The following is a 25,095-nucleotide window of genomic DNA, read 5'->3' as shown; positions in this document are numbered from 1 at the left end:
GTCGGTCGCGTGTGGCGTCGCTTAGATTGTAGTACCTGAGATCATGCTCGCCAAAGTATCCTAGATCTTGATGGAGAACGTTCTGAGCGATCGCCGAATTCTCCTCCACTGGGTTGGTGCCGAGCAGACGCATCGCACGGAGTGCAGACGCTAAAGCCTTGGTAGCTTGCTCATCGGAGGAGGAAATCTCAGACACGGGGTTTACACAGCCTCACGCCAGCCCCGCCGCCGTTTTCCGGAATGAACTCGACGCCTGCTGCTTCGAGAGCTCGAGTGACCACCACGAGCGTCGCATTGCGTGGATCTGCGTTTGAAGCCTCAAATTGCCGAATGGTGACGATGCCGACCGTGGCTGATTTTGCAAGTTGGTCTTGCGTCCAATTCAGCAGCGCTCGGGCTGCTCGACACTGCGCGGGAGTGATCATGTCCCCCACTAACCCAATCCATCTATTTTCGTCAACTATATCGTAAATCCATTGACCCGGCTTATAGCATCTATTATAACCGTATCTGTCTATTATAGATGTATTAGAGATGCCCCGTTACACCACTCCGTCAAACACTTACGACCGAGCCGCCATCATGCGAGCAGCCTGGTCGAAGGCCCGCAACGTCGCTGCCCGATACAAGACTACTGCCCGCGCTGAGTTTGGTGACGCGCTGAAAGCCACATCGGCCGACGCTCGACATGAGCGCTCCTATGCCATGTGGGCCATCGAGCAGGATGCTGAAGCGGCCCGTGTTTCTGCTCTGCCTGCGGATGCCCAGGCGGTCGTCAAGGCCCGCAACGCTCTGCTGATCGCCGAGCACAACGACACGATTGGCTCGCATGCGCTCGTCGCTGCCGCATGGACACACCTTGCTTCCCTCCAACAGGCGGTTTGAGCCATGAGCGACGCTGACCAGATCCGCCACGAACGCCAGATCGCCGAGGCTTATCTCGATGCCCTGGAAGCTATCCAGAAGCGCGGCCAGTCAGGAACCGTCGCTCAGGCTCTAGCGGCGATCGATGAAGCCTTCAGACGGGCCGATGTCATCGAGGCGAGTGCCCGTCTGAAGATCACTGCTTAACCCTCTCCTAAGCCCGCCAGGCCGGCAACTCCAGTTCAAGGAACGCACGCCATGCAAACCACGATCCCAGCAGTCGCCACCGGATTGTCTGCTCCCGATTGATGGTCCCTCGCATTGGTGGACACCTTTGATACGCTCGGATGAGCGGGAAAGGTGTTTGGATGCCCAAAACGAGGCGGGAGTTCGCTCCCGAGTTTAAACGAGAGGCTGTTGCGCTGCTTGAAAGTAGCAGTCGGCCGTTGATGCAGGTTGCCACGGAGGTCGGCATCTCGCCGTCGATGCTGCGGAACTGGCGAGCGGCCATCCACACCGGCGCTGCCCGTTCGCGAGCGGTCGCGGCCGGGGTGCCGCAGCTCCCGTCCCCGGCCGACCAGGCTGCCGAGATTGCGCGGCTGAAGCGGGATCTCGATCGCACGCGCATGGAGCGCGACGTCCTAAAAAAAGCCATCGGCATCTTCGCGGAGGTGCCCAGATGAGGTTCACGTTCATCCGCGATCACGTCGGCACGTGGCCGATCCGGCTCATGTGCCGCGTGCTGCAGGTCTCTGCCAGCGGCTACTATGCATGGCGGGATCGCCCCGACAGTGCTCGGCTCGTCGCCAACCGTCATCTGCTTGGCGATGTCCGGCGTCTCGAGGCCGAGCATCGTGGCCGCTATGGCTCACCGAGGATGCACGCCGCGCTTCGTGCTGAAGGCCGGACGGTGAGCCGGGGACGCGTCGCCCGTTTGATGCGCCACCACGGGATTCGCGGCCTGGCAGGGCGTCGGTTCAAGCCTTGCACAACGGACAGCCGCCATGATCTTCCGATCGCGCCAAACCGGCTCAAGCAGGTGTTCGCGGCAACAACTCCGAACACCGTCTGGCTGGCGGACATCACCTATATCGCCACCGGAGAGGGATGGCTCTATCTCGCTGCGGTCCTCGACCTCGCCACGCGCAAGATCGTCGGCTGGGCGATGCGCGATCATATGCGCACCGAGCTGCCGCTCGCCGCGCTCATGATGGCCGCCCAGCGTCAACGCCCAGGGGCCGGGCTCATCCAACATTCGGATCGTGGCAGCCAATACGCCGCCGAGGTCTACCGAAAGCAGCTGGCCGTCATGGCGGCGACGCCGTCGATGAGCCGCACGGGCTGCTGTTACGACAACGCCCCGATGGAGAGCTTCTTCCACACGCTGAAGGTCGAACTCGTCCACCAATGTCACTGGGCGACACGCGACGAGGCCCGACGCGACCTGTTCGCCTACATCGAAGGCTATTATAACCGACGACGGATCCACTCTGCGCTCGGCTACAAAACGCCAGAACAAGCCGAGAGGCTGGCGGCATAACCCCCGTGTCCATCAATTCAGGGCACCATCACGATCCGATCTTTGCCGCCATCGATAACCATAAGGCCGCCAATGCGGCGTTCTTGGCAGCCTTGAACAAGACGGCTTGGCTGTCGCGGCCCCCAAGTGATCTGGCTGCGGCCACCGAGGCAGCATCGGAGGCAGAAGTTGAGGCCCGGCACGACATGCACGAGGTCGTCCCGCAGACGATCGCCGGGTTGGCCGCCTATGTGGCGTATTGGAGCGCATTCGTCGGACCGGACCTCGATGACGGTCTCGGCGAGGTTTCCTCTATCGGGTGGGAAGCAATTTCCACCATAGCCCAGGCTTCGGCCGCACTGTTCCCGACTGCCTGATTTCGACGTGGCTTGAGAAGCCGCTCACTGCCCAGAAATTGAGTCAAATCATGTCAAACAACACCGTTCCGGTGAACGTTACCGGCTTGCCGTCCACCCGTCGATCCTTCCTGTCGGGCCTTGCATCGCTCCCGCTAATCGGCGGCGGCTTGACCTTGATCGGCAATCCAACCGCTGTCGCTGTGCCGGTGACGCCGGACCTTCTCGACAGCTATGACACATGGCTCAGCTTAGAGCGGGATCATCTCCGCTTTGAGCGCTACAGCACGCAAGAGAACAGCCCACTCGGGAGCGATTTCGAGATTGTGTACCGCAACCGCTCGACGGGGGACGTGTTCGACTACGTGCTGATGGGGAACGCAGGCTCACGTCGGATGTTCAGCCGCCCCGCTCCATCGACCCGCGCAGCCGTCGTGTTGAGCGCAGCCGGCATTCATTGGGTGCAGGCATGAGCGCGGCCCGCACCCTCCCTAACCGCATCGGACTCGAATGCGCGATCACCGACGCCGAAGGCGACATGCTGCTGCTTACCTTAGCGATTGACGACATCGACGAGAGCGTGTGCAGCGCTCGACCGGGGGATGCCGATGGCCTTCTGCATCCAGTGATCCTGGAGAAGCAATTGACAGCCCTGTCGCACGCTCACGCTCGCGTCATCGAAAGTCTGCGGATTTATCGGCGACCTTCTATGGGGAGCAGGCATGAACCGCCGCACCTTCACACGATCTGCAGGCGCGCTTGTGCCAATCGCCGGCCGTGACTTTGCCATCGCCCGCCCGTGAAGCCGCTCGGCTTTATCAGCCAGTCATCGACCTCCTGCATGCCTGCGAAGCGGCAGATCTGCGCGGCGACAGGCCAGAAGCAGAACGCCTCTTGGCCCAAGCTCGAACAATCCTCGACACTCTCAACGGAGGCGACAATGTCTGAGCGAACCATCGAACTAGACCGGCTCAAAACCGCCGACGACATCGACGAGGTTCGTCATCCAGTCGAAGCGGCTAGCATGGCGACGGCCGACTTCCTGCCGGATAGCCGAGCCGCAGCGCTCCGAACCTTGCTGGCCGTCATCGACGACAAACTTAGCCTGATCAGTGACACCGTAAGGCAACATTCCGTCCTATCGATAAAGGCCTGCTGATAGAGCCCGTCCATCGGCGTCTTGCTCATTAATTGAAACGCCCAGACTTAGTCGCATTCAATGCGGCGCAGGCGCTAAGTCCCTTCGAGCGCCACTACCCTGTTGCGCCCCGCTTTCTTCGCAGAGTACATTGCTGTGTCGGCACGGTTCATGAGGTGGACCAAATTATCGATCGGCTGGAAAGCCGTAACTCCAATACTTACGCTGACCTTAACTGGACCTGATGGTGTCTCAAACGGCTGCTCTGATACAATGCGGCGAAGTCGGTCGACCAACTCTTGTGCATCCCGAAGAGTGACGCCCGGCATCCACAGCGCGAACTCCTCCCCGCCCATGCGGCCCAGCGCATCCGATCGACGTAGGTTCTCGGTGAGCCGGTCGGCGATGCCGAGAAGCACTGCATCTCCAACGCCATGTCCGTGCGCATCATTGACGCTCTTAAAATGGTCGACGTCAAAGAAAGCCAAGCAGGCGTCGCGGCCATAAGGTCTCGCAGTGGAGCGCGATCGCAATACCGCGATTTCGGACTCGATGACGCGGAGCAACGCTCGCCGATTGGGTATCCCGGTTAAACCGTCTCTATCGGCGACCATCTCCAATTCATCCAGCCGCCGCTTATCCATCGTGATGTCGCGTTCAATCGCCGCAAAGTGGGTGATTTTGCCGACTTCGTCGCGCAAGGGGACGATGCGGAGGTCCAGCCAGTAGCGCTCTCCCCCTTTTGCATAATTGAGAAGTTTTTCATGGACTTCCAGGCCCGCTACAAGGCGGCGCTTAATCGCATCGAGCGTCACACGGTCAGTGCCAGACCGCTGTAACATGCGAGGAGAGCGTCCAATCGCCTCGTCAGCGGTGTACCCCGTCAGTCTCGTGAAGGCCGGATTGACGTAGACGATCCGAGGCCCAGGGAGCTCCATGTCGGGCGTCGTAACGATGATGACGTCGTTGGTAGCTTCCGCAAGTTGTGCGAAAAGGCTTGTAGGAAAGGCGGGGGCAAGTCGACTCGGCTCAGTCTTCTTCATGGTTTAACTATCCGGGCGGGTCGCCGATTCTGTGAAGGTGACACAGCTACAGACGGGGATAAAACGAAGGGGCACTACGCTGCCGCTTTTTTGCTCCGCAGTGCCAGCTAGGATGGCGTGTTCTAACTCGCGGGACGGCTTTGCATGTCTTGATATCAGCGACGCTGTGCGAAGGGGGCTTCGTCAGCTCGCCAACGACAAGGCCGGATTCATGGCCTTCCACTTGGACCGACAGAAGACTGGGGATTGCATGCCGATGAGGGCTGGCGTCGTGGCTCAACTGAAAGACGTGCGAGACGAGCAAGACGTCCACTTGGCCTGCATCAAGCTGCCGCTCGATCGGGCTTGCGTTTGGGCTTTGAACCCGAGGTACGGGCAGGCGCCGTATTAATCAGCGTCATCACGTCCAAAACGTCACTGCCCCGGCCGGCGAGAGCACACGCCACGGTGCAGTGCGTTGTTCGAGACGGCTCCGAAGCCGAAGTCATGAGAAAGATTTCTATGACGAAAGCTATCCAACATGAGGTCCGCAAGGGGTTCGCAAATTGTCGATCCGCCACGCGACAGGACATTAAGTCATTGAAGTGTTTGGTGCGCCCGGAGGGATTCGAACCCCCGACCCTCAGATTCGAAGTCTGATGCTCTATCCAGCTGAGCTACAGGCGCCTGCCACGCTGATACCCGAAAATTCGCCTCCGTCCAAGTCTCATCGCCTCTCTGGCGGCGACCGTAACATCGACTGATGCGACTTCGTCACGAGTTTGCTTGCATTGCTTAACCATGTTTCGCATCGCAACACGAGGCGGCCCGCCGTAGACGAATCCTTCAACTCGCCCGCTTAAGAGTGGCTGACAACCCGTCGAAGGCGAGCAACTCGGTGATCAAGGCTTTAACTACGATCAACTGGCTGATCATCGGCGTGCTCTACGTCGTGCTGGCCATAGAACCTGTGAGTATACAAGCACAATTTGTTCTAGGTTCCACAGCAATATTAGGGATGGCGTTAATCCGGACGCTGCGGCTCACGGGTCCGTGGCGCAACGTCTTCCTTGCGCTCGGGACCGCTGTGGTCCTCCGATACTTCTATTGGCGGACGACGAGTACGCTACCGCCCGTCTCGGACACATTGAATTTCGTCTGCGGTCTGACGCTCTGGATCGCCGAAATGTACAGCGCCATCATGTTGGCCATCAGCCTGTTCGTCATCGCCGATCCGCTCGAGCGCAAGCCCGCCAGACGGCTGAGCTATGACGAGATGCCGACCGTCGATGTCTTCGTGCCGACCTACAACGAAGATCACGATCTGCTGGCCATAACCCTCGCGGCGGCGACGCGGCTCGAATATCCGGCCGACAAGCTGCGCGTGCATTTGCTCGACGACGGCGGAACGGATCAAAAGTGCAATTCGGACAATGCGGCCTCGGCACGTGTCGCTAAGGCTCGTCGCGCCGATCTGATGGATCTCGCCGCCGACATGGGCGTGACCTACCACACGCGGGCCAAGAACCTGCATGCCAAGGCCGGCAACATGAACAGCGCGCTCGCCAATACCAATGGCGAGCTGATAGTCGTGTTCGATGCCGACCACGTTCCCATGCCGGACTTTCTTCTCGAAACCGTCGGACATTTTCGCACCGACCCGCGCCTTTTCCTGTGCCAGAGCCCGCATTTTTTCGCCAATCCCGATCCGCTCGAGAATAATCTTCAAACCTACACGTCGATGCCGTCCGAGAATGAAATGTTCTACGGCGTCATCCAAAAGGGCCTCGACAAGTGGAACGCCGCCTTCTTCTGCGGATCGGCGGCGGTGCTGCGCCGCGCTGCCCTCGAGGAGGTCGGCGGATTTTCGGGCATTTCGATCACCGAGGATTGTGAGACCGCGCTCGACCTGCATTCGCGCGGGTGGAATTCGATCTACGTCGACAAGCCGATGATCTCTGGGCTGCAACCTGAAACCTTCGCGTCCTTCATCGGTCAGCGCTCGCGTTGGTGCCGCGGCATGTTCCAGATCTTCCTTCTAAAAAACCCCGCCTTCAAGCGTGGTCTCAGCGTTGCACAGAAGATCTGTTATCTGTCCAATATGTCTTATTGGTTTTTTCCAATTTTTCGTCTGCCCTTCTTGATCGCGCCGCTGCTCTACATCTGGTTTTCGATGCAGATTTACGTTGCGAACACGCGAGAGTTCTTCGCTTACACCATGTTGTACATGGCTGCTAATATGATGATGCAGAATTATCTTTACGGTAAAGTACGTTGGCCGTGGGTGTCCGAACTCTATGAATATGTTCAGTCGATCTACTTGGTGCAGGGATTGTTCAGCGTCATTCTGAACCCTCGTAAACCGACCTTCAATGTGACCGACAAGGGATTGACGCTCGACAAAGACCATCTGTCCGAATTGGCAATGCCGTATTTCGTGATCTTTGGCATTGTGGTGGCGTCTGGCCTCTGGGCGCTTCTGCGTCTCTTCACCGAGCCGAATGCCAACGAGTTGCTGATTGTCGTGAGCGGCTGGAATTTCTTTAATCTGCTGCTCTCCGGCGCGGCACTCGGCGTGGTTTCCGAACGCAAGACGAACCGCACGCCGATCAAGCGGGTGGCAGAACTCGCGGTCGGAACCGCGATCGTGCCGGTCCTCATCATCGACGTATCGACCGGCGGTTGCCGTGTTGAGGTAGAGGAGGGGCTGATCCCCCGTCATCTGCAAAAGGGAGCAGCTGGTATCCTCGACGTGCCGCTCCGCAAGGAGGGAACCGGAACCCAGACTCTTCCGGTCGAATTGATCCGTCGTGGGGTCGAGGATGGCGAATCCTACTACGAGTTCGAATTTAAGAACCTTCGGGCCGACAATTACCGGCTGCTGGTCGATCTGATGTATGCGGGCAGCGACGGGCTCGAGGCGTTCCGGTCCAAGCGACGTCGTCAGAAGAGCATCTTCGGCGGCATTTTCGGCTTCTTCCGCTGGGGCCTGACCGAGCCGGTGCGCGGCTTCCGCGTGATGCACGGACATATCCAGGAGGTTCGCCTCGCCAAGGCGAAACTCGCAGCCTCCCTGGCGGCCATCACGCAAAGCTCCGCCGAACCCGGTGTCGAGCCAAGCGGTAGCGCGAACGCCCCCCCTCTCGCCAAGGCATCGTGACCATGATGCATGATCCTTTCGTCTCGCGCCTCCATCGAGGGGCAACACCCATCCGCCGCCTCGTTTCCGTCGTTCTCGCAGCGACGATCGCGGGCGGCACCGGCTTGACCGGTTTCGGGGTCGTTCTCGGTCAAGGCTGGGTCGGCCACGCCGCCGCCCAGCAGATGCTGGTCGCCCCAGACGCTCCGGCTGCTGCTGCTGCTGCCGCGGTTGCGCCGATCCTGCCGAAGCCGGTGGTTGTTACGACACCCGGGCGTTCGGTCGCCGCTGCGAGCGACGTCAGCGTGCTGCACCGATTTCAGGCCGGCGCATCGCGGCTCCGTTTCGAAGGCGAAAATGACAGCCGAAGCTACGCGATCTTCCTGACCGGGGCCCAAGCGAATGCCAAGGCCCGCCTGCATCTGACCTATACCAACGCGGTGTCGGTCATGCCCGAGGCGTCGCATATGACGGTCAGCGTCAATGACGTGACGGTCGCCGACGCGCCGATCGTCTCATCGGCCGCCAACGGTGCGGCGGTGTTGGACGTGGAAGTGCCCGAAAGCGTGCTCGAGCCGGGCTACAACGCCGTCAAGGTCGTCGTGCAACAGCGCCACCGCGTCGATTGCTCGCTTCCGGCCACCTACGAGCTCTGGACGCAACTCGATCCGGCCCAGTCCGGGCTTGCGTTCAGCGATCTGCCGCAAGAAACCATCATGGACCTCGTCGACCTGCCGGCGCTCGCACCAGACCCGACCGGTGTTCGGCCGCTCCGCGTGGTGGTCCCGAAGGGGCTCGATGCAAACGGGCTCGACCGCATCCTGCGCGCCATGGAAGCGGTGGTGATCCGCGGTAACTTCACCCATCCGACCATCGACATCGTTTCGGAGCCGCAGGACAAGCCGGGTCTCGACCTGATGGTCGGTACCGTCGACGATCTCCGCAACAGTGGCTTCGGCCAATATGTGTCCGACGACCAGCCGATTGCCTTCCACGCCGGAGCGAAGTCAGGAGAAAGCACGCTTGTGATCTCCGGCCTCGGTGTGCCGGAGATCGAGACCGCGATTGCGGATATCGTCAGGGGGGCGACATCTCAGCCGCCGACCGGGACCGCCGCTGGCCTTCGGGCTCTGCTGCTTCGAACAAAACCAATACGGGGCGAACTGACGGTCAGCTTCAGGGATCTTGGCGTCAACACGCAGGAATTCTCGGGCCGGCTCTTCCGCGCCGGCTTCGATCTCCTGATGCCACCCGACTTTTATGCCGCCGACTATGGCAAGATGACGCTCCGGATCGATGCGGGCTATGTGGCGGGGCTCGATCCGTCGAGTCAGATCCTTGTTCGGGTCAACGATCGCGATGCCGCATCGCTAGCGCTCCGCAATCCGAACGGCGAAGTCTTTCGCAATCAACCGATCACCGTGTCGCTGGCCGACCTGCGTCCCGGCTACAACCACGTTCAGATCGAGGCGCAAGTTGCCGCGCCGTCTGACAAGACCTGCGATGTCGCCGGCATCATCGATGCAAAGAAGCGCTTCGTCTTGCTGGAAACATCGACGCTGGAAATGCCGAACGTTGCTCGGATCGCTCATATGCCGAGCCTGTCAGCGACGGGTGCCAGCGGCTTCCCCTACGTGGCTGAAGATGCCGACACGCAACTCTATCTGCCGCATCCGGACGCGGATTCGATCGCCGCTGTTGCAACCTTCCTGGCTCATGCGGCGCGGTCGGCCGGAGCGCCGCTGGCGACCCGGATCGTTCTGTCGAAACCAGACATCGACGATCACTCAGCCATCATCGTCGGCGCCATTAGTGACATTCCGGCGACCATTGTGGACGAGGCCGGCATCGATCTGTCGCAGACGTTAGACGTCTGGTCGAACATTGAAGCCAAGTCTGAAGCCTTCGCTCGGCTGCTGCGCGCCAAGGAGAAGGCAGGCGCCGACAGACGCCCGAATTTGCCCGAGCGCCCTGAGAGCCGCGCCGAGCCCGATTTGTTCCAGAAGTGGTCCGCCAACGTCAATACCGGACAATGGCATTTCGACCCCGTCGATTGGGTCGGCCACGTTCTGGGCAACGGAATTGGGCTGACCAGCCAGAGCCTGAGGCCCTGGAAACGGACCGAAGTCAAATATGTGCCGGACCAAAGGTCGCGCCTGCTTATCGCTCAACATGCCGCGCCCGGCGGCAACGGCGCGACCTGGACCCTCATCACCGCCCCATCGGCCGAGTTATTGTCCAAAGGCATGCGGGTTGTCACGGGAACGAGCTACTGGACCCAATTGGAAGGCCGGATCGCGAGCTACGATCCGCAATCTCCCGCTCTGGCGATCGTGCCGGCGCAGCAGGGTTATTTCATTAAGACCGCACCTTTGTCGCCCGGCAATCTCCGTTTGATCGCCGCCGGCTGGTTATCCTCGTATCTAGAATATTACGTGCTTGCCCTCGTGACGATGAGTCTGTGCCTCGGTCTCGCGACAACAGCGGTCGTGCGCCGCTACGGAGTGAAGCCTTGAACAAGCGTTTGACGGCCGCCTCTCTCGTCGTGGCGGCCCTTGTGGCTGGCTTCCCGGCCTTTGCCCAAATGGCCACGCCAACCCCTATGGGAGTTCCGCCGATGCCGGCAAGCCATCCGACAACCTCCGAGAATCTTCTCGATCCGGCGATCTGGCAGACCTACAAGGCCCGTTTCATTTCGCCGGAAGGGCGGCTGATCGATGACGCGAATGGCGACATCAGCCACAGTGAAGGGCAGGGCTACGCCATGCTGCTGGCTGCTTTCGCGGGAGATGACCTCTCCTTTTCGCGAATTTGGGGTTGGACCGTGCGGGAACTCTATCGCCGGCCCGACGGGTTGGCATCGTGGCGCTGGAGCCCGACCAGCACGCCTCACGTCACGGATGGCAATAATGCCACCGATGGCGATCTCCTCATCGCGTGGGGATTAGCCGAGGCCGCCCTGCGGTGGGATAGCCCCGAATACAAGGCGGCGGCCCATTCGATCGCTGTCGCGGCCGTTCAGCACGGATCGTTCAAGGGGCGTTTCGGCTTGACGCTTCTGCCGGGAGCGTCGGGCTTCGGTCCGAACGACATGAAGGATGGGCCGGTCGTGAACCCCTCTTACTGGGTGTTTCCGGCCTTCAAAAGATTGAAAGCGGTGGCGCCCGAGATCAACTGGGCCGGCTTGACCGAAAGCGGAGTGGCGTTGCTGCACGCCTCTCGCTTCGCACCGACCGGCCTGCCGTCGGATTGGATTTCTCTGAAAGGGCCGGAGCCGGTGCCGGCCGCCTCTTTCCCACCCACCTTTGGCTATAATGGTATTCGTATCCCGCTTTATCTGGTGTGGGGTGATGCTGGCGGCACCGCAGCGCTGACGCCGTTCCTGTCGGCCTGGAGTGCGACCTCCTCCGGCATGCCGGCGGTCGTCGACGTCGTGACGGCCCGCGTGACCGAGCCGTTTTACGACCAGGGTTATGCAGCCGTCGCTGCTTTGACGGCCTGTGCGGTCAAGGGGACCGCGATTCCGATTCCGTTAAAGACCGTCAAGCTAGAACGTTATTACTCGACCACGCTGCATCTGCTTGCGATGGTCGCCGCTCGTCAGAGGTCGCTTCCATGCGATTGGTAAAGGCTGCAGCCGTCATTCTCCTGTTCGGTATCGCGACCCCGGTTGCGGCCGGCGAACTTTTGCTGATCGACAAAGCGCAGACCTCCGTAACGGAAGCAGCCCCCAAATCCTCCACTGACGAGCCTCGCAGCAATGATCCGTCGCCCGGTGACGTGCCCCCACGGATTGAAGCCGAGCCCACGAAGACGGCTGCCCCCGCGAAGCCGGCCCGCGCGATCCTGTTCGGCGGCATCTACGATGCACCCGTGTTCAACCGGGCGAACGGCGGACCAACCGCGGCCCGCGTCGATGAGAGTGCGCTTCGCTATTACGCGTCGCAGAAGAACCACGCTCGCGTCGATGCCGAAATCCGTCGGCTCAAGACCCTCAATCCGGGTTGGAAGGTGCCGACCAACCTCTACACGGCCGACGCTGGCGGGAATGGCAAAAACGAACAGCCGCTTTGGGATCTGTTCGCCGCCGATAAGCTGACGCAGTTGCGCGCCGCCATTTCGCTGCGGATGCTTCAGGATAATGGCTGGCGCCCCTCTGCGGATCTGGCTGGAAAGATCGAGATCCGTGACGCGACCGACCGCTTGGTCCAGGCGTCCGACGCCAAGGCCTGGACCCGTGTTCTGGAGATCGCCAGCGCGACCCCATCGATGCTGATCTGCTCGGCCATCGACAATAACTGGCGCGTCGCGCAGGCCTTCTCTGAGACCGGCGCGATCGATCGGGCCTTCGAAGTCTATCAAGCGATCCTGTCCAGTTGCACCGATCGCGACGAGCGTCTCGCCACGGTCCGCAAGGCCGTCGCGATCTTGCCCGTTGCGAAGGTCGAGGATCTGATCGGCATGGGGACGGTGCTCGCGGATGGCTCGCATGAGTTCGACGCGGTTCGGGTCGATCTCGTGCGTGGGGCGCTGGGGAAATTCGCGAGCGGCGAGACGACCGACCAAGTGCCGCCCGATTCGGTGCGGCTGTTCGGCGACACCGCGACGGCCAGCAACAATGCCGCCGATGCGACGCTGCTGGGCTGGTATTTCTACAAGCTGAAAAAATGGGGTGACGCCGATCAGTGGTTCAAGCAGGGCCTCGCTTTGCTGCCCGACGACCCGAAGCTGCAAGAGGGCCATGTGCTCTCGCTTCGCAACCTTGGCCATTTGGACGAGGCGCAGAAGCTTGCCTATCAATGGCGGCAGAAATCGCCGGCGCTACGGGGTCTTTATCTTGGCTTCGAGGTCGCCCAACTGACGCGCGAAACGCCGCCGCCAACGATCTCGGCGGCTGATTTGGCCGAATTTACGACGGTTGTGACGACCGACCATATGGCCGATGGCGCGCAGGCGCTGGCCTGGTACAGCTACAATCGCAAGGATTGGCAAGCCGCCGTCACCTGGTTCAAATTAGCGGTCGATTGGACGATCGCGGCTCCCCCGGCCGCATCCGCCATGGCCGCAGCCGATGGATCGCCCGCCGGTACAGCCGCAATGTCGCCCGCGGCCCCCACGCCGCCTGCGGCCCCGACGCCGCCTGCGACTGGTCAGCCCATCGACAACGTCGATCCGAAAACAATCGCGGGTTATGCGCTGGCGCTGCGAAATCTCGGGCGCTTCGAAGAGGCCGAAACGATCGCATTCATGGCCTGCGATCGAAGTGCCGACGTCCGGCAGATCTTTATCGCGATCGCGATCACGCAACTCACCAAGCCGGGGCAGACCTTTTCGCCCGAGCGTCTCGATCGTTTCGCGCAGGTCATCAAGAAGGAGCAATCCCAGCAGGGCGCGTCCGCGCTAGGCTGGCATGCGCTCGGGGCCGACAATTTCGCCGATGCGATCGATTGGTTCAGCGCCTCCAACGTGTGGTCTCCGGACCATAAGGGCGACGTAAAAGCCAATGAAGGCTTAGCGCTGGCGTTCAAGGGGGCAGGGCGCTTCGAGGCTGCCGAAGACCTTGCTTACGACTGGATGCCAAAGTCGACCGACATGCGTGCCGTCTACCGCGACACGGTCGTGGTCGAACTGACGCGGGACGATCTCGCGGCCCACCTGTCCGAGGCGCGGCTGAATCGCTTCGCGGCCGTGGTCGATCGTGACAAGCTCGGCGGCGGCGCGCAGGCGCTGGGCTGGTATCGATTGCATCAAAACGGCTGCGGCTACGCGGTCGGGTGGTTCAACAAGGCGGTGGCGTGGTCGCCCGACAAGATGGGCGACGCCAAGGTCAACGAGGGGCTCGCCCAAGCGTTGCAGACGGTCGGCCACTACGCCGAGGCCGAGACGCTGACCTATGCCTGGAAGGATCGGGCGCCCGACATGAAGGCGCTGTTCGTCAAAATCGCGGTCGATGTTTTGACCCGCGATGCGCCGGTGATCGCAACGACGGAAGCGCGCCTGAGCCGCTATGCCGAGGTCATCACGTCCGAGAAGTCCGCCAACGGCGCCCAGGCTCTAGCTTGGCACCGCTACCGCGAGACCAACTGCGGTTACGGCGCGCAGTGGTTCGCGCTGGCGGCCCAATGGTCGCCAGACCGTCGCGGCGATGCCAAGATGAACGAAGGCTACGCATTGTCGCTGCGCCAAGTGGGGAAACTCGCGGCGGCCGAAGAGGTCCTCTACGGCTGGGCCGATCGTGTGCCGACCATGAAGAGCATCTACGTCGATGTGGTGGTGTCGGAACTCACGGGCGACAATCCGCCGATGCCGATGGACGACCCGCGCCTCGGCCGCTTCATCGGCGTCATCACGCCGATCCGAAGCGCGCTCGGCGCTCAGGCGATCGCCTGGTACCGCCACGCGCGCGCCGAGGATGCCGATGCGGTCAAATGGTTCAAGACCGCGCTCGATTGGTGGCCGCCGCTGACGCCCGAAGGCGAGCAAATCCGCGATCCGGTCGTCGATGACTACCAGCCCGTCACGGCCAAGCTCGCACTGGTGCTGCCGGATTACCGACGCACCCCACGCGCCTATGGTGGTCGGACGGCCGAGATCAGCCGCAAGGGCCGCTCCTATGTCGATACCTATACCGGCCTCGCCACGACATGGACCGGCTATGTGATGGCTTTGACCGCCATCGGCCGGACGGCTGAAGCGGAGCAGATTGCCTATGACTGGCGCGATCGCTGGCCAGCGATGCAGGACCTTTTCGTCAATCTCGCCGTCACGGCGCTGACGAAGACCAACCCCGTAGCGGATATCCCGCCCGATCGGCTCAAGCGTTACGCCGATATGTTCGAGATGGACCGGTCCAGCAAGGGCGCCCAGGCGCTTGGATGGTATAACTCGGCCAAGCAGAACTGGACCGAGGCTGCGGTCTGGTTCAAGTCGGCCCTCGACTGGCGCACCGGTACGGACCTGACAGCCACTGCCGATCTTAACGTGCAGGTCGGCTATGTGCTGGCGCTCCGCCATCTCAAGCGTTTCGACGAAGCCTTAGCGATCGCGGCGACTCTGCGTGGTTTGTCGCCCGCTATGGCATCGCTCTACCTCGACACCTCGCTCGATCAATTGAGCGGCGGTGGAGCCACCCCGGTGGCGGCGGATCGGCTGGCCGATTTGACGGGAGCCGTGACGTCGAGCCGCAACATGTCCGGGGCGACCTCGCTTGGGTATTATTTCTACGCTCAGAAAGATTTCCCGAACGCATTGACGTGGTTCCGCTTCGCCGTGACTTGGGCGACTGACGGCAAGGTCGATCCGAAAGCCGCCGAGGGGCTGACCTTGACGTATCGCGCGCTCGGGCGTGATCCCGATGCGCTGACGTTCGTGGCCGCGTGGCGGGAGCGGATTCCAAGCCTCGGCGAACAGGTGCCCGGTCTCGTGGCCGAGATGCTGTCGCAGAATGATTCCAGCGTGACATTGCCACCCGATCAGATGGCCAAGATCACCAGCCTGGTCGCTGCCGAGCGTTCGTCCGAGGGCGCGCGCGCGCTCGGCTGGAATGCCACGGCCCACAAGGATTGGAATGCGGCCGTCGAATGGTTCCGCGCCGCCACGACCTGGTCGCCCGACCACAAGGGCGACGTGAAGATCGCCGAAGGCTATGCGAGCGCGTTGCGAAATCTCGGCCGTTACGACGAGGCGCAGGCGGTGGCCTATGCCTGGTATAATGCCGCTGACGGCGCTGCCTTGAGAAGCCTCTATGTCGATACGGTGGCCGAGCGTCTGGCCCGCAGCAAGCCGCCGGTCGCGATGAGCACGGACGATTTGCAGAAGTTCGCGACCGCCGTGCTGACCATTCAATCGCCGAATGGCGCCCAGGCACTCGGGTGGTATTCCTATAATTCCGGACAGTTCAAACCGGCGTTGGCTTGGTTCACCAAGGCGCTGAGTTGGGAGCCGAGCGAGGGCGAAGCTCTCGGGCTGGCGATGTCGTATCGCCGTGCGGGCGATCTCGCGAATTTCGCGTCCACCATCGAAACCTACCGGACGCAATTTCCGCGTCTCGGTGAAGCGTTGAAGGGCGGGGGCGGCCGTGGCGCAAAGCCGCAAACGATGCAGCAGACAATGGCTCCCGCTGTGCCGACGACGATGGCCTCCACAATCTCGATCGATGCGCCGCCGCAAGTGCCTCAGGCCTCGCCTCAAGCCATGACGCAAATGACGGCGGAGGCGACGCCCGAAGCTCCGCAGGCGCGGTTGGTCATGCCGGTCCGCGAGGCGGCGCCGCGTGTCGCGAGTGGCGCGTCGCTGACGCAGCGGGCGAGCCGTGGCGGCGGGGGAGGTGGCGGCGCGGCCGCTTCGTTGCAGGCCAAGGACTACACGCGTTGCCTCGCCCAGATCGGCAATGGCGAGCGCGGCGGCCGGCTGCCCGGCAATCTGATGCAGATCAAAGGATGGTGCCTGCTCGGTCTCGATCGGCCAGAGGAAGCCGCCATCGCGTTCGGGCAGGCGCAAAACGGGCAGCAGGGCAAGCTCCGGGAGGATAGCGCTTACGGACAATCGTTGTCGCTGCTGCGAAGCGGCAAGACGGACGCAGCCGCACAGGTGGCCGGCGGAGCACCGCTCTCGGCGTCCCGGCGCAACGACATTGGAGTGCAGGTTCTGACCCAGCGGGTCTACACCAATTATGGGGCTCAACGCTGGGCCGACACGTTGGCGGCGCTGAACCAGCGAGCGGCTTACGCGCCGGAGACGCGCGACCTCCGGATGGCACGGGGCTGGTCTCTGTTTCACCTCGGCGACTACGACGGCGCCAAACAGATCTTCACACAGGCCAATAGCCAATTGTCCGACGCTCAATCGCAGCGGGCTCTAGCGGTTATCGACGGCACGATCGATCCCAGGCGGAAATATTGACAGTGCGGAACGCCACCATGACCAAACATGCTCTCGTTCTCGTCGCGACCCTGATGATGGCTGGCTGCGCCAATGCGCCCTATGGGACGCCGGGCTATCAGGCCAATTACCCGCTCGCGGGTCAGATCACGCAGGGGCGACCTTTGGCGATGTTGCCGGCGGGGGCAGGTCCGGTCCTGGCCGTGAATGAGACCCGCAAGCCGAATGCGATCCTGCAGGATATCGTGCTCGGCGGCTCGCAAGTGAACGGCGGCGAGAACAACATCGCGGTCACGGCCTTGATCCCGCCCGATCCGACCAAGGGCAATTTGACCGAAGGCGACGTCAAGATCCCGAAGCCGACCGACGTCGCGATCACGGATGAAATCGAGCCGCTGTTCCCCAACGTGCCGATGCATATCTCGCCGAACTTCGAGCAGAATCAGCAAGGTCCATTCGGCTATGCGATCGGGCACGGCCCCGCCGGCTCGACCTGCGTCTACGCTTGGCAGTGGATCGGGCCGGAGCATCCGATCAGCTTGCTCGAGGGTGCGACGGGGTTGCACCCTTACCCGATCTCGGTCCGCGTTCGTCTTTGCAAGCCGCATGCGTCAGAAGCGAGTCTTGTCGGCCTCGTGCGGGCACTCGTCGTCTATTCGCCGAGCGGAAGCTCGATCGCCATGGCGCCGATGCCGATGGCGATCCCGATGGGCGGAGATGCGCTGACGGCAGCCGGCGGGATGGCGGGCATGCCTGCTGCTGCCGCTCCAATGCCCTATTACTCGACGCCGCAGCCGCCGATGGCGCAAACCATGACCTATGCCTATCCCCAGCCCGTGCCGGTCTACGCGCCGGCTCCGCTTGCCGCGACGGGCTACACGCCGCTGGCCGCTCCGGTCTATTCCTACCCAGCCGGCGCGCCGATGATGACGTCGGCAGCCGAATCGAGCGACGATACGGAAGCCGCGCCGCCGCCGCGCCGGAGCCGTCATGTCTCGAGGCGACGCGTCGCTCGTCGCGCGCCTCTGACGGTTCATCGCACGGTCGTCCAACGTGAGGAGCCGACTCCCGTGATCGGCAATGCGATTCCGCTTCCGAGCGAGTTGACCACCTCGGTCGCGCCTCGTGCCATCGGCGGCGCGCCGCGCGTCATCGGCGCTGGAACGGTGTCGCCTTCCTCATCCCCTCTTGCGGCTCAGGATGGCGTACCACTGCCGCGTTGACGCCGTGCGCCGGACGCGCGACATGCTCCCCTGGCGCGGTGGAACGCAAGGCGAAACGTGAGCGGGTCGGTTCTCGAGGCGATTAAAACGCGGATAGCGGCGGGCCACCTCGAGCCCGACGCGGCGCAGCGGGACGCGGCCGCGGCGCTCGACGGTTTGTCGGCGACCCTTGTGGCGCAAACGCAAGCCGAGGGATCGATGCTGTCGCGCTTGTTCGGCAAGAAGCCGGATGCGCCGCGCGGGCTCTACATCTTCGGCGATGTCGGGCGCGGCAAGACCATGTTGATGGATCTCTTCTTCGACCTCGCGCCCGTGCCGCGCAAAAGGCGCGTCCATTTCCACGCCTTCATGGCTGAGGTCCATGCCCGCATTCACGCGTGGCGCCAGCGCAAGAAACGGGGCGAGGGGGCGGGTGACGATCCGATCGCACCGGTGGCCGACATGGTGGCTGGCGAGGCGCGGCTGCTGTGCTTCGACGAATTCGCCGTCACCGACATCGCGGACGCGATGATTCTGGGCCGCCTGTTCACGCGGTTGTTCGCGGCCGGCGTCACGGTCGTGGCGACCTCCAACGTCGATCCGGGCGATCTTTACAAGGACGGGCTGAACCGGGCCTTGTTTCTCCCCTTCATCGCGCTCTTGCAGGAGCGGATGGATGTGCTGCGGCTTGAAGCGAGGACCGACTTCCGCCTGCTGAAGCTGACGCGATCGAGCACCTATCTGGTGCCGGTCGATGCCGCGGCTCATAGCGCGTTGAGCCACATGTTTTTAGATTTGACGGGCACTGAGACGGGACAGCCAGGCGATCTGCCGCTGCTCGGCCGTCACCTCCACGTGCCGGAAGCGGCCGGTGGGGTGGCGCGCTTCAGCTTTGCGGATCTCTGCGAGCAACCGCTCGGGGCGGCCGATTTCCTGGCGATCGCGCAGGCTTTCCACACAGTCGTGATCGACGGCATCAGGATCATCGCCGCCAGTGAGCGCAACGTCGCCAAGCGCTTCATCACGCTGATCGACACCTTATACGATCGACACGTCAAGCTGCTGGCCTCCGCCGAAGCCGAGCCGCAGGATCTCTACGTCGCCGACGAGGGGCGCGAGGCCTTCGAGTTCGACCGCACGGTCTCGCGCCTGATCGAGATGCGATCGGACGACTATCTCGGCCTGCCGCACGGCAGCGCGACGTCGCCCGGTTCGGGCAATACGAGCGGGTTGGTCGAGACCTAATCCGGCCCGATCGTGAGGTCGGGTTCGAGCCGCGGCTTGAGGCGCAGCGGCAGGCCAGCCGTCACCAGCACCACATGATCGCAGACGCCGGCCATTGCTTGATTGAGCCGTCCCTGCGCGTCCCGGAACGCCCGGCCGAGCCTATTGTCGGGCACGATGCCAGAGCCGACCTCGTTCGACACGAAGATCACGGGCCCCCGGAGGCTCTGCACGCATTCGGCCAGATCGGCCGAGGCGCTTTCCACATCGCCGCCGCCCAGCATCACGTTGGTCAGCCACAATGTGAGACAGTCGACCAGAACCAATCGGCTCGGGCCTGCTTCGGCCCCGAGCGTCTCTCCCAGCCTCAGCGGCGCTTCGATGGTGCGCCAGCGCTCGTCTCGCTCGGCGCGGTGACGGTCGATGCGCTGCCGCATCTCACCATCGTCGTAGATCGTCGCGGTGGCGCAATAAACGAGGCGTCGCCCTGAGCGCTCGGCGAGCCGTTGGGCATATCCGCTCTTGCCTGAACGGGCGCCCCCAAGCACGAGGACGAAGCGAGCCGGTGAGGGCGTCTCGATCATGGATTTATGCCGTGTTCTGGAAGATGATCGCGGCCCGTATCGAACCGACGCGACGAGTTACCCGCCGATCATGAACCCGATTTTCGCCGATTCCGAAACCTCCGTCTTCGAAACCATGTCGCGATTGGCACGCGAGACCGGGGCCGTCAACCTCGGCCAGGGATTCCCCGACGACCCCGGTCCGCTCGACGTCCGCGAGACGGCTGCCGAGGCGCTGGTCAATGGCTGGAATCAATATCCGCCGATGCTCGGCCTTCCGGTTCTGCGCGAGGCGATCGCGGCGCATTACCGCCGGTTTCAGGGCCTCGATCTCGATCCCGAGCGCAACATCATGGTGACATCGGGCGCAACCGAGGCACTGGCGGGCGCGCTGCTGGCCCTGATCGAGCCGGGCGACGAGGTCGTGCTGTTTCAGCCGATGTACGATGCCTATCTGCCGCTCGTGCGCCGGGCCGGTGGCGTGCCCCGGTTCGTGACGCTCAAGCCGCCATTCTGGCGTTTCACCGAGAGCGATCTTGCCGACGCCTTTTCGCCGCGCACCAAGGTCGTGTTGTTCAACAATCCGTTGAACCCGACCGGAACGATGGTTGGCCGCGATCAACTCACCCTGTTGGCGCGGTTCTGCGTCGCTCACGACGTCATCGCGATCTGCGACGAGGTGTGGGAGCATGTGACGTTCGATGGCCTCTCACACCTGCCGCTGATGGCGATGCCGGGCATGGCGGACCGTACCGTCAAGATCGGTTCGGCCGGCAAGATCTTCTCGCTCACGGGCTGGAAGGTCGGCTTCGTGATGGCGGCCCCACACCTGCTCCGCGTGCTCGCCAAGGCGCATCAGTTCATCACCTTCACGACCCCGCCGAACCTCCAGGTCGCGGTGGCTTACGGGCTCGGCAAGTCAGACGAGTATTTCACCAAGATGCGGGCGGGCTTCGCGCGCAGCCGTGCCGTTTTCGCGACCGGGTTAACCGAGCGCGGCTTCACGGTTTTGCCGAGCCAAGCGACGTATTTTCTCTCCGTCGATCTCGGCGAAGGCCGGGACGATGTGGCATTTTGCGAGGCGCTGGTGCGCCAGCATGGCGTTGCCGCTATCCCGAACTCGGCTTTCTACGCGACCCATAAGGTGACCAGCACGGTGCGCTTCTGCTTCGCCAAACATGAGGCGACGTTACAAACGGCGCTGGATCGCCTGACGGGCGCGAGCGTCGCGTGAGGCAAGCGAATATCGCTGCCGCTCCCGCGCCCGCTTCGCCAGCAGGACCGTCGGATCACCATCGATCCCGAGCGCCGTCGCGTCGCGAATATCATGCCGGCTGAGGCCGATGTCGGCCAGTTCGCAATCGCTCATGCCGCCGAGTTGGTGCATCGCGCGACGCGCTGCCGCAACCCTCACGGGCCATGCCATCGCATAGCCGACGGCGCACCGGAAGGCGTGAAAAGCCTGGCCTGTACGTGTTTCTGTCGATCTGATCGTCTCGTCCATGACATCCTCCTTGATTGCAGGATCGCCAAACGCGCGGCATTCGTGTAGAGACAGAGCAGTACAATCCGATCAAACTGTCCAAGAGATCGGCCAGTACAGATGCTCGATAAAACCGATAGATTGTCAGCCGGCGCCACCCTCGTCGAAACGGTGATGGGCGCTATCGTGGCGCGGATCGATAGCCGCACCCTCACGCCGGGCGCCAAGCTACCCTCGATACGTGCTCTCGCCGCGAGCATGGACGTGTCGAAATCCACGGTGGTTGAGGCTTATGATCGGCTGATCGCAGCCGGAACGATCGTGTCTCGTCGCGGGTCGGGCTTCTTCGTGGCCGGGACCACGCGCCCGTTGTCGCTCGCGGCGATCGGGCCGCAACTCGACCGGGCGGTCGATCCGCTCTGGCTGACGCGGCAATCTCTACAGGCTGGCCCCACCGTGCTGAAACCGGGGTCGGGATGGTTGCCGTCCAGCCTGATGCCCGATGCGGCCGTGCAGAAAGCTTTGCGTCAGATGGCTCGGGAACATGCGTCGGCTCGGGTGCATTACGACACGCCATTGGGGTTCGCGCCGCTCCGCCAGCAGCTCGCCTGGCGGCTCGGCGAGCGCGGCGTCACGGCCGGTGCCGACCAGATCATGCTGACGGACTCGGCGTCGCATGCGCTCGATCTGTTGTGTCGTTTTCTCGTCGAACCGGGCGACACGGTGCTGGTCGACGACCCCTGCTATTTCAACTACCACGCCTTGCTGCGAGCCCACCGACTTCGCGTTGTCGGGGTGCCGTTCACACGCGACGGACCCGATGTCGAGGCCTTTGGCCGAGCCTTGCTCGATCACAAGCCTCGCTTCTACCTGACCAATTCCGGCCTTCACAATCCGACCGGCGCATCGCTGTCGCCCGCCACGGCGCATCGGGTCCTGAAACTCGCCGAGCATCACGGGACGATCGTGATCGAGGACGACATCTTCGCCGACTTCGAAGAGGAGCCATCGCCGCGCCTCGCAGGCTTCGACGGGCTCGACCGGGTCATTCAGGTCGGCAGCTTTTCGAAGACCATGTCGGCCGCCATCCGCTGCGGCTATATTGCGGTGCGCAGCGACTGGCTCGAGCCCCTGGTCGATCTCAAGCTTGCGATGACGCTCGGCAACGGACATCTCGCGGCGGTTCTGATGCATCGGTTGCTGACGGACGGCACCTACCATCGTCATATGGATGGGCTGCGGGCCAAGCTCGCGGCCGCGATGGGCGAGACTCTGCGGCGCGTGCGGGCCCTCGGCCTCACGCCCTTCATCGAACCCAAAGCCGGCGTCTTTCTTTGGGCCAGTCTGCCGAACGGCTTGAACGCCGCTGACATCGCGCGTTACGCGCTCGCGCGGGACGTGATCTTCGCGCCGGGCGACGTTTTCAGTGTGTCGGACGCGTCACGGAGCTACCTGCGATTCAACGTGGCGAATTGCGCGCATCCGCGCATCTTCGAGGTGCTGGACGAGGCTATGCGGCAACAATAACGCGCGAGCGCGGTCGAGCCGGATCAGCGGGCCGGGCGTTTGGTCAGGAACGGCGCCATGCCGCGCCGCGCGAGCTCGTCGGCTCGTTCGTTCATGTCGTGACCGGCGTGGCCTTTGACCCAGTGCCAGGCGATCGTGTGCGGCGTCGTCGCGGCATCGAGCCGTTGCCACAGTTCCACGTTCTTGACCGGCTTGCGGTCAGCCGTCTTCCAGCCATTGCGCTTCCAGCCGTTGATCCAGCCGGTCACGCCGCCACGCAAATATTGCGAATCGGTGTGCACGTCGATGTCGCAGGGCCGGCTCAGCGCCTCGAGCGCCGCGATGGCGGCCATCAATTCCATGCGGTTGTTGGTCGTGGCCGGATCACCGCCGCAGAGCTCTTTTTCGGTGTCGCCGAATTTCAGGATGGCGCCCCACCCGCCGGGGCCGGGGTTGCCCGAACAAGCTCCATCGGTCCAGACCGTCACTTTGCCGGTCATGACGTGAGCCCATAGGCGCGCGCATCCGCGACACCCTGATGGAATTTCAGCTTGTCGAGATATTCCAGCGGATTCTTCGGCTTGACGAGCGCGCCGGGCGGCACATTGAGCCAATCCACCAGCCTGGTCAGCATGAAGCGCAGCGCCGCACCGCGCGCCAGCACCGGCAACATGTCGATCTCGCGCGGCGTGAGAGGGCGGACGTTTGTATAACCCTCGATCAACGCTTCGGCTCGTGCCAGTTGAAACGCTCCGGCCGTGTCAAAGCACCACGCATTCACGCAGATCGCGAGATCATAGGCCAAGGCGTCCGTGCAGGCGAAGTAGAAGTCGATCAAGCCCGACAAGCGATCGTCGAGGAAAAAGACGTTGTCGGGAAAGAGATCCGCGTGGATCACCCCGGTCGGCAGGTCGGACGGCCACTGCGTTTCGAGAAAGGCAAGTTCCGTCGCGACATCGCGCGTCAACCCGGAGGCGACCTCATCGGCGCGGGGTCGTGCCGTCTCGAACAGGGTCGGCCATGTCGACACCGACAGCGCATTCGGACGACGCATCGCGAAATCCGCACCGGCCTTGTGCAAGCCCGCCAGCGCTCCCCCGAGCGCGGCGCAATGGTGCGGCTCCGGCGATTTAATCCAGATTCCATCGAGGAACGTCACGATCGCGGCCGGCCTGCCAGCCACTTCACCCAGGACCGACCCGGCCCTGTTGTAAACCGGCCGCGGGCAGGTGAGGCCGCGCTCCGCGAGATGGTCGAGAAGGCCGAGGAAGAACGGCAGGTCGTCGACGTTCACGCGCTTTTCGTACAGCGTTAGGATGAACCGCCCTGCGGTCGTCTGCAGCAGGAAGTTCGAGTTTTCGACGCCCTCGGCAATGCCTTTGAACGAGCGCAGATCCCCAAGATCGTAGGTGGCCAGGAACGAGCGGAGCGCGTCGGAGGTGACTTCGGTATAGACGGCCATCGTTACCCTGAACGGACGAGATCGGCCCGGCTTGCACGCGTCGCGATGCATGAGCCGGTCTACCGTAGACCCCTGTTACAGCATGTTGGCCGGAAGTGGAGCCGTTTTTCGGCCCGGCGACCTGCGACCCGAAGCGAAGGCAGGGGTGACGCACGACGGGTTACGCGAACAGGGCGGGGTGCCGGACCCGCAACGTCAGCAACAACGTCAGCAGGCGAATATCGGTCAATTGATTGGCATCGGCGAGGTCGGCCAACTCCGAAAGCGGGCGCTCCTCCACCGTGATATTCTCATTTTCGACCGCGAGACCACCGCCCTGGGCGATCCGGTCGGACGCCGCGTAGGGCGCGAGAAACATCGACATGCGTTCGGTCGAAATGCCGGCCATGGTCCAGATGGTGCCGAGCGGCTCGAGTGCGCTGAGCCGCACGCCGGCCTCCTCCATCGCTTCACGCCGGGCTGCGGTCTCGGCATCCTCGCCCTCGTCGATCAGCCCTGCCGGTGCTTCGATCAACAGCGTCGTCTCGCCCGCATAAATCACGGGCGCGCGCGGCAGGCGCACCACCAGCGCGACGCGGCGTTCGCGGTCATAGGGCAGCAAGGCGACGCCATTGCCGTGATCCTCGATGACGCGCTGGAAGCTATCGCCCGCGTCGCTTCGCATATGGGCCAGCAGCAGCCGCAGCCAGCCCTTGTAAGCGGTCTCGACCCGTTCGATCACGACCCGCATCGGCTGA

General features: G+C 62.9%; 21 protein-coding genes and 1 tRNA gene. 15 read left to right on the top strand and 7 right to left on the bottom strand.

Annotation, left to right across the window (positions count from 1 at the left end):
• Positions 1-582: 582 nt before the first annotated feature.
• The 7 genes from EY713_RS02380 (at position 583) to EY713_RS22970 (ending at position 3,898) form a co-directional block, all read left to right on the top strand.
• A complete protein-coding gene (locus tag EY713_RS02380; RefSeq protein WP_131113394.1) occupies positions 583-885 on the top strand; it encodes a hypothetical protein in 303 nt (100 codons plus the stop codon).
• A gap of 3 nt (positions 886-888) precedes the next feature.
• Positions 889-1,071, top strand: a complete 183-nt coding sequence (locus EY713_RS02375; RefSeq protein ID WP_131113393.1) for a hypothetical protein — start codon at positions 889-891, stop codon at positions 1,069-1,071.
• Between the two features lie 161 nt (positions 1,072-1,232).
• Positions 1,233-2,404 (top strand): IS3 family transposase gene (locus tag EY713_RS02370; protein WP_425374332.1). Its coding sequence is split into 2 segments (ribosomal slippage): positions 1,233-1,518 and positions 1,518-2,404, totalling 1,173 coding nucleotides; the frame shifts between segments, so codons are not numbered across the junction.
• A gap of 5 nt (positions 2,405-2,409) precedes the next feature.
• A complete protein-coding gene (locus EY713_RS02365) occupies positions 2,410-2,760 on the top strand; it encodes a hypothetical protein (protein WP_131113391.1) in 351 nt (116 codons plus the stop codon).
• Positions 2,761-2,810: 50 nt separating this feature from the next.
• Positions 2,811-3,212: a hypothetical protein gene (locus tag EY713_RS02360; RefSeq protein ID WP_131113390.1), complete on the top strand. Its 402-nt coding sequence runs from the start codon at positions 2,811-2,813 to the stop codon at positions 3,210-3,212.
• Positions 3,209-3,520 carry a hypothetical protein gene (locus tag EY713_RS02355; RefSeq protein WP_131113389.1) on the top strand — a complete coding sequence of 104 codons (312 nt, stop codon included), beginning with the start codon at positions 3,209-3,211 and terminating at the stop codon, positions 3,518-3,520. The genes EY713_RS02360 and EY713_RS02355 overlap by 4 nt, the downstream gene beginning before the upstream one ends.
• A 159-nt stretch (positions 3,521-3,679) precedes the next feature.
• The gene (locus EY713_RS22970; protein WP_131113388.1) at positions 3,680-3,898 is read left to right on the top strand and encodes a hypothetical protein; all 219 of its coding nucleotides are present in this window, start codon (positions 3,680-3,682) and stop codon (positions 3,896-3,898) included.
• A 74-nt stretch (positions 3,899-3,972) separates the two neighbouring features.
• On the opposite strand, the gene EY713_RS02345 is transcribed toward EY713_RS22970, so the two are convergent.
• Together EY713_RS02345 and EY713_RS02340 are read right to left on the bottom strand one after the other, a co-directional pair.
• Positions 3,973-4,920, bottom strand: a complete 948-nt coding sequence (locus tag EY713_RS02345; RefSeq protein WP_131113387.1) for a sensor domain-containing diguanylate cyclase — start codon at positions 4,918-4,920, stop codon at positions 3,973-3,975.
• A 589-nt stretch (positions 4,921-5,509) separates the two neighbouring features.
• A tRNA-Arg gene (locus EY713_RS02340) sits at positions 5,510-5,586 on the bottom strand.
• A 178-nt stretch (positions 5,587-5,764) separates the two neighbouring features.
• Here EY713_RS02340 and bcsA point away from each other — a divergent pair.
• The 6 genes from bcsA to zapE are packed head-to-tail and all read left to right on the top strand — an operon-like array spanning position 5,765 to position 19,365.
• Positions 5,765-8,059: a UDP-forming cellulose synthase catalytic subunit gene (bcsA, locus tag EY713_RS02335; protein WP_245572860.1), complete on the top strand. Its 2,295-nt coding sequence runs from the start codon at positions 5,765-5,767 to the stop codon at positions 8,057-8,059.
• Positions 8,060-8,061: 2 nt separating this feature from the next.
• Positions 8,062-10,554, top strand: a complete 2,493-nt coding sequence (locus EY713_RS02330) for a cellulose biosynthesis cyclic di-GMP-binding regulatory protein BcsB (RefSeq protein ID WP_131113386.1) — start codon at positions 8,062-8,064, stop codon at positions 10,552-10,554.
• Positions 10,551-11,666 carry a family 8 glycosyl hydrolase gene (locus tag EY713_RS02325; RefSeq protein WP_131113385.1) on the top strand — a complete coding sequence of 372 codons (1,116 nt, stop codon included), beginning with the start codon at positions 10,551-10,553 and terminating at the stop codon, positions 11,664-11,666. The genes EY713_RS02330 and EY713_RS02325 overlap by 4 nt, the downstream gene beginning before the upstream one ends.
• Positions 11,654-16,939: a tetratricopeptide repeat protein gene (locus EY713_RS02320; RefSeq protein ID WP_131113384.1), complete on the top strand. Its 5,286-nt coding sequence runs from the start codon at positions 11,654-11,656 to the stop codon at positions 16,937-16,939. Before EY713_RS02325 ends, EY713_RS02320 begins: the two co-directional genes overlap by 13 nt.
• Positions 16,940-16,956: 17 nt before the next feature.
• Positions 16,957-18,141, top strand: a complete 1,185-nt coding sequence (gene bcsN, locus EY713_RS02315) for a cellulose biosynthesis protein BcsN (protein WP_131113383.1) — start codon at positions 16,957-16,959, stop codon at positions 18,139-18,141.
• 57 nt (positions 18,142-18,198) lie between these two features.
• Positions 18,199-19,365, top strand: a complete 1,167-nt coding sequence (gene zapE / locus EY713_RS02310; protein ID WP_131113382.1) for a cell division protein ZapE — start codon at positions 18,199-18,201, stop codon at positions 19,363-19,365.
• On the opposite strand, the gene cobU is transcribed toward zapE, so the two are convergent.
• The gene (gene cobU, locus EY713_RS02305; protein WP_131113381.1) at positions 19,362-19,928 is read right to left on the bottom strand and encodes a bifunctional adenosylcobinamide kinase/adenosylcobinamide-phosphate guanylyltransferase; all 567 of its coding nucleotides are present in this window, start codon (positions 19,926-19,928) and stop codon (positions 19,362-19,364) included. The two genes, zapE and cobU, sit on opposite strands and share 4 nt — an antisense overlap.
• A gap of 70 nt (positions 19,929-19,998) precedes the next feature.
• Between cobU and EY713_RS02300 the strand changes: the two genes are divergently transcribed.
• On the top strand, positions 19,999-21,141 hold the full coding sequence (locus EY713_RS02300; RefSeq protein WP_131119168.1) for an aminotransferase: 1,143 nt from the start codon (positions 19,999-20,001) through the stop codon (positions 21,139-21,141).
• Here EY713_RS02300 and EY713_RS02295 read toward each other — a convergent pair.
• Complete coding sequence (locus EY713_RS02295) at positions 21,097-21,411, bottom strand: YjiS-like domain-containing protein (protein ID WP_131113380.1); 315 nt, start codon at positions 21,409-21,411, stop codon at positions 21,097-21,099. The two genes, EY713_RS02300 and EY713_RS02295, sit on opposite strands and share 45 nt — an antisense overlap.
• A gap of 99 nt (positions 21,412-21,510) precedes the next feature.
• On the opposite strand from EY713_RS02295, the gene EY713_RS02290 reads away from it, so the two are divergent.
• On the top strand, positions 21,511-22,917 hold the full coding sequence (locus EY713_RS02290; protein WP_131113379.1) for an aminotransferase-like domain-containing protein: 1,407 nt from the start codon (positions 21,511-21,513) through the stop codon (positions 22,915-22,917).
• A gap of 23 nt (positions 22,918-22,940) precedes the next feature.
• On the opposite strand, the gene rnhA is transcribed toward EY713_RS02290, so the two are convergent.
• The 3 genes from rnhA to EY713_RS02275 all read right to left on the bottom strand — a co-directional run bounded on the left by rnhA (position 22,941) and on the right by EY713_RS02275 (position 25,088).
• Positions 22,941-23,396 (bottom strand): ribonuclease HI, encoded by a 456-nt coding sequence (gene rnhA, locus EY713_RS02285; RefSeq protein ID WP_131113378.1) that lies wholly within the window; start codon positions 23,394-23,396, stop codon positions 22,941-22,943.
• Positions 23,393-24,358: a homoserine kinase gene (locus EY713_RS02280; protein WP_131113377.1), complete on the bottom strand. Its 966-nt coding sequence runs from the start codon at positions 24,356-24,358 to the stop codon at positions 23,393-23,395. Before EY713_RS02280 ends, rnhA begins: the two co-directional genes overlap by 4 nt.
• 160 nt (positions 24,359-24,518) lie before the next feature.
• The gene (locus EY713_RS02275) at positions 24,519-25,088 is read right to left on the bottom strand and encodes an NUDIX domain-containing protein (RefSeq protein ID WP_131113376.1); all 570 of its coding nucleotides are present in this window, start codon (positions 25,086-25,088) and stop codon (positions 24,519-24,521) included.
• Positions 25,089-25,095: the final 7 nt, after the last annotated feature.

This window comes from Lichenihabitans psoromatis (assembly GCF_004323635.1).
GTDB classification, from domain to species: Bacteria; Pseudomonadota; Alphaproteobacteria; order Rhizobiales; family Beijerinckiaceae; genus Lichenihabitans; species Lichenihabitans psoromatis.
This window is presented reverse-complemented; position numbering and strand designations above follow the sequence as displayed.

Excerpts from the sequence above, each read along its gene's own strand:
- EY713_RS02380 (WP_131113394.1), top strand. The coding sequence starts at position 583 with ATGCGAGCAGCCTGGTCGAAGGCCCGCAACGTCGCTGCCCGATACAAG.
- EY713_RS02375 (WP_131113393.1), top strand. The coding sequence starts at position 889 with ATGAGCGACGCTGACCAGATCCGCCACGAACGCCAGATCGCCGAGGCT.
- EY713_RS02360 (WP_131113390.1), top strand. The coding sequence starts at position 2,811 with ATGTCAAACAACACCGTTCCGGTGAACGTTACCGGCTTGCCGTCCACC.
- EY713_RS02355 (WP_131113389.1), top strand. The coding sequence starts at position 3,209 with ATGAGCGCGGCCCGCACCCTCCCTAACCGCATCGGACTCGAATGCGCG.
- EY713_RS22970 (WP_131113388.1), top strand. The coding sequence starts at position 3,680 with ATGTCTGAGCGAACCATCGAACTAGACCGGCTCAAAACCGCCGACGAC.
- EY713_RS02345 (WP_131113387.1), bottom strand. The coding sequence starts at position 4,920 with ATGAAGAAGACTGAGCCGAGTCGACTTGCCCCCGCCTTTCCTACAAGC.
- EY713_RS02330 (WP_131113386.1), top strand. The coding sequence starts at position 8,062 with ATGATGCATGATCCTTTCGTCTCGCGCCTCCATCGAGGGGCAACACCC.
- EY713_RS02320 (WP_131113384.1), top strand. The coding sequence starts at position 11,654 with ATGCGATTGGTAAAGGCTGCAGCCGTCATTCTCCTGTTCGGTATCGCG.
- bcsN (WP_131113383.1), top strand. The coding sequence starts at position 16,957 with ATGACCAAACATGCTCTCGTTCTCGTCGCGACCCTGATGATGGCTGGC.
- cobU (WP_131113381.1), bottom strand. The coding sequence starts at position 19,928 with ATGATCGAGACGCCCTCACCGGCTCGCTTCGTCCTCGTGCTTGGGGGC.
- EY713_RS02300 (WP_131119168.1), top strand. The coding sequence starts at position 19,999 with ATGAACCCGATTTTCGCCGATTCCGAAACCTCCGTCTTCGAAACCATG.
- EY713_RS02295 (WP_131113380.1), bottom strand. The coding sequence starts at position 21,411 with ATGGACGAGACGATCAGATCGACAGAAACACGTACAGGCCAGGCTTTT.
- EY713_RS02290 (WP_131113379.1), top strand. The coding sequence starts at position 21,511 with ATGCTCGATAAAACCGATAGATTGTCAGCCGGCGCCACCCTCGTCGAA.
- rnhA (WP_131113378.1), bottom strand. The coding sequence starts at position 23,396 with ATGACCGGCAAAGTGACGGTCTGGACCGATGGAGCTTGTTCGGGCAAC.
- EY713_RS02280 (WP_131113377.1), bottom strand. The coding sequence starts at position 24,358 with ATGGCCGTCTATACCGAAGTCACCTCCGACGCGCTCCGCTCGTTCCTG.
- EY713_RS02275 (WP_131113376.1), bottom strand. The coding sequence starts at position 25,088 with ATGCGGGTCGTGATCGAACGGGTCGAGACCGCTTACAAGGGCTGGCTG.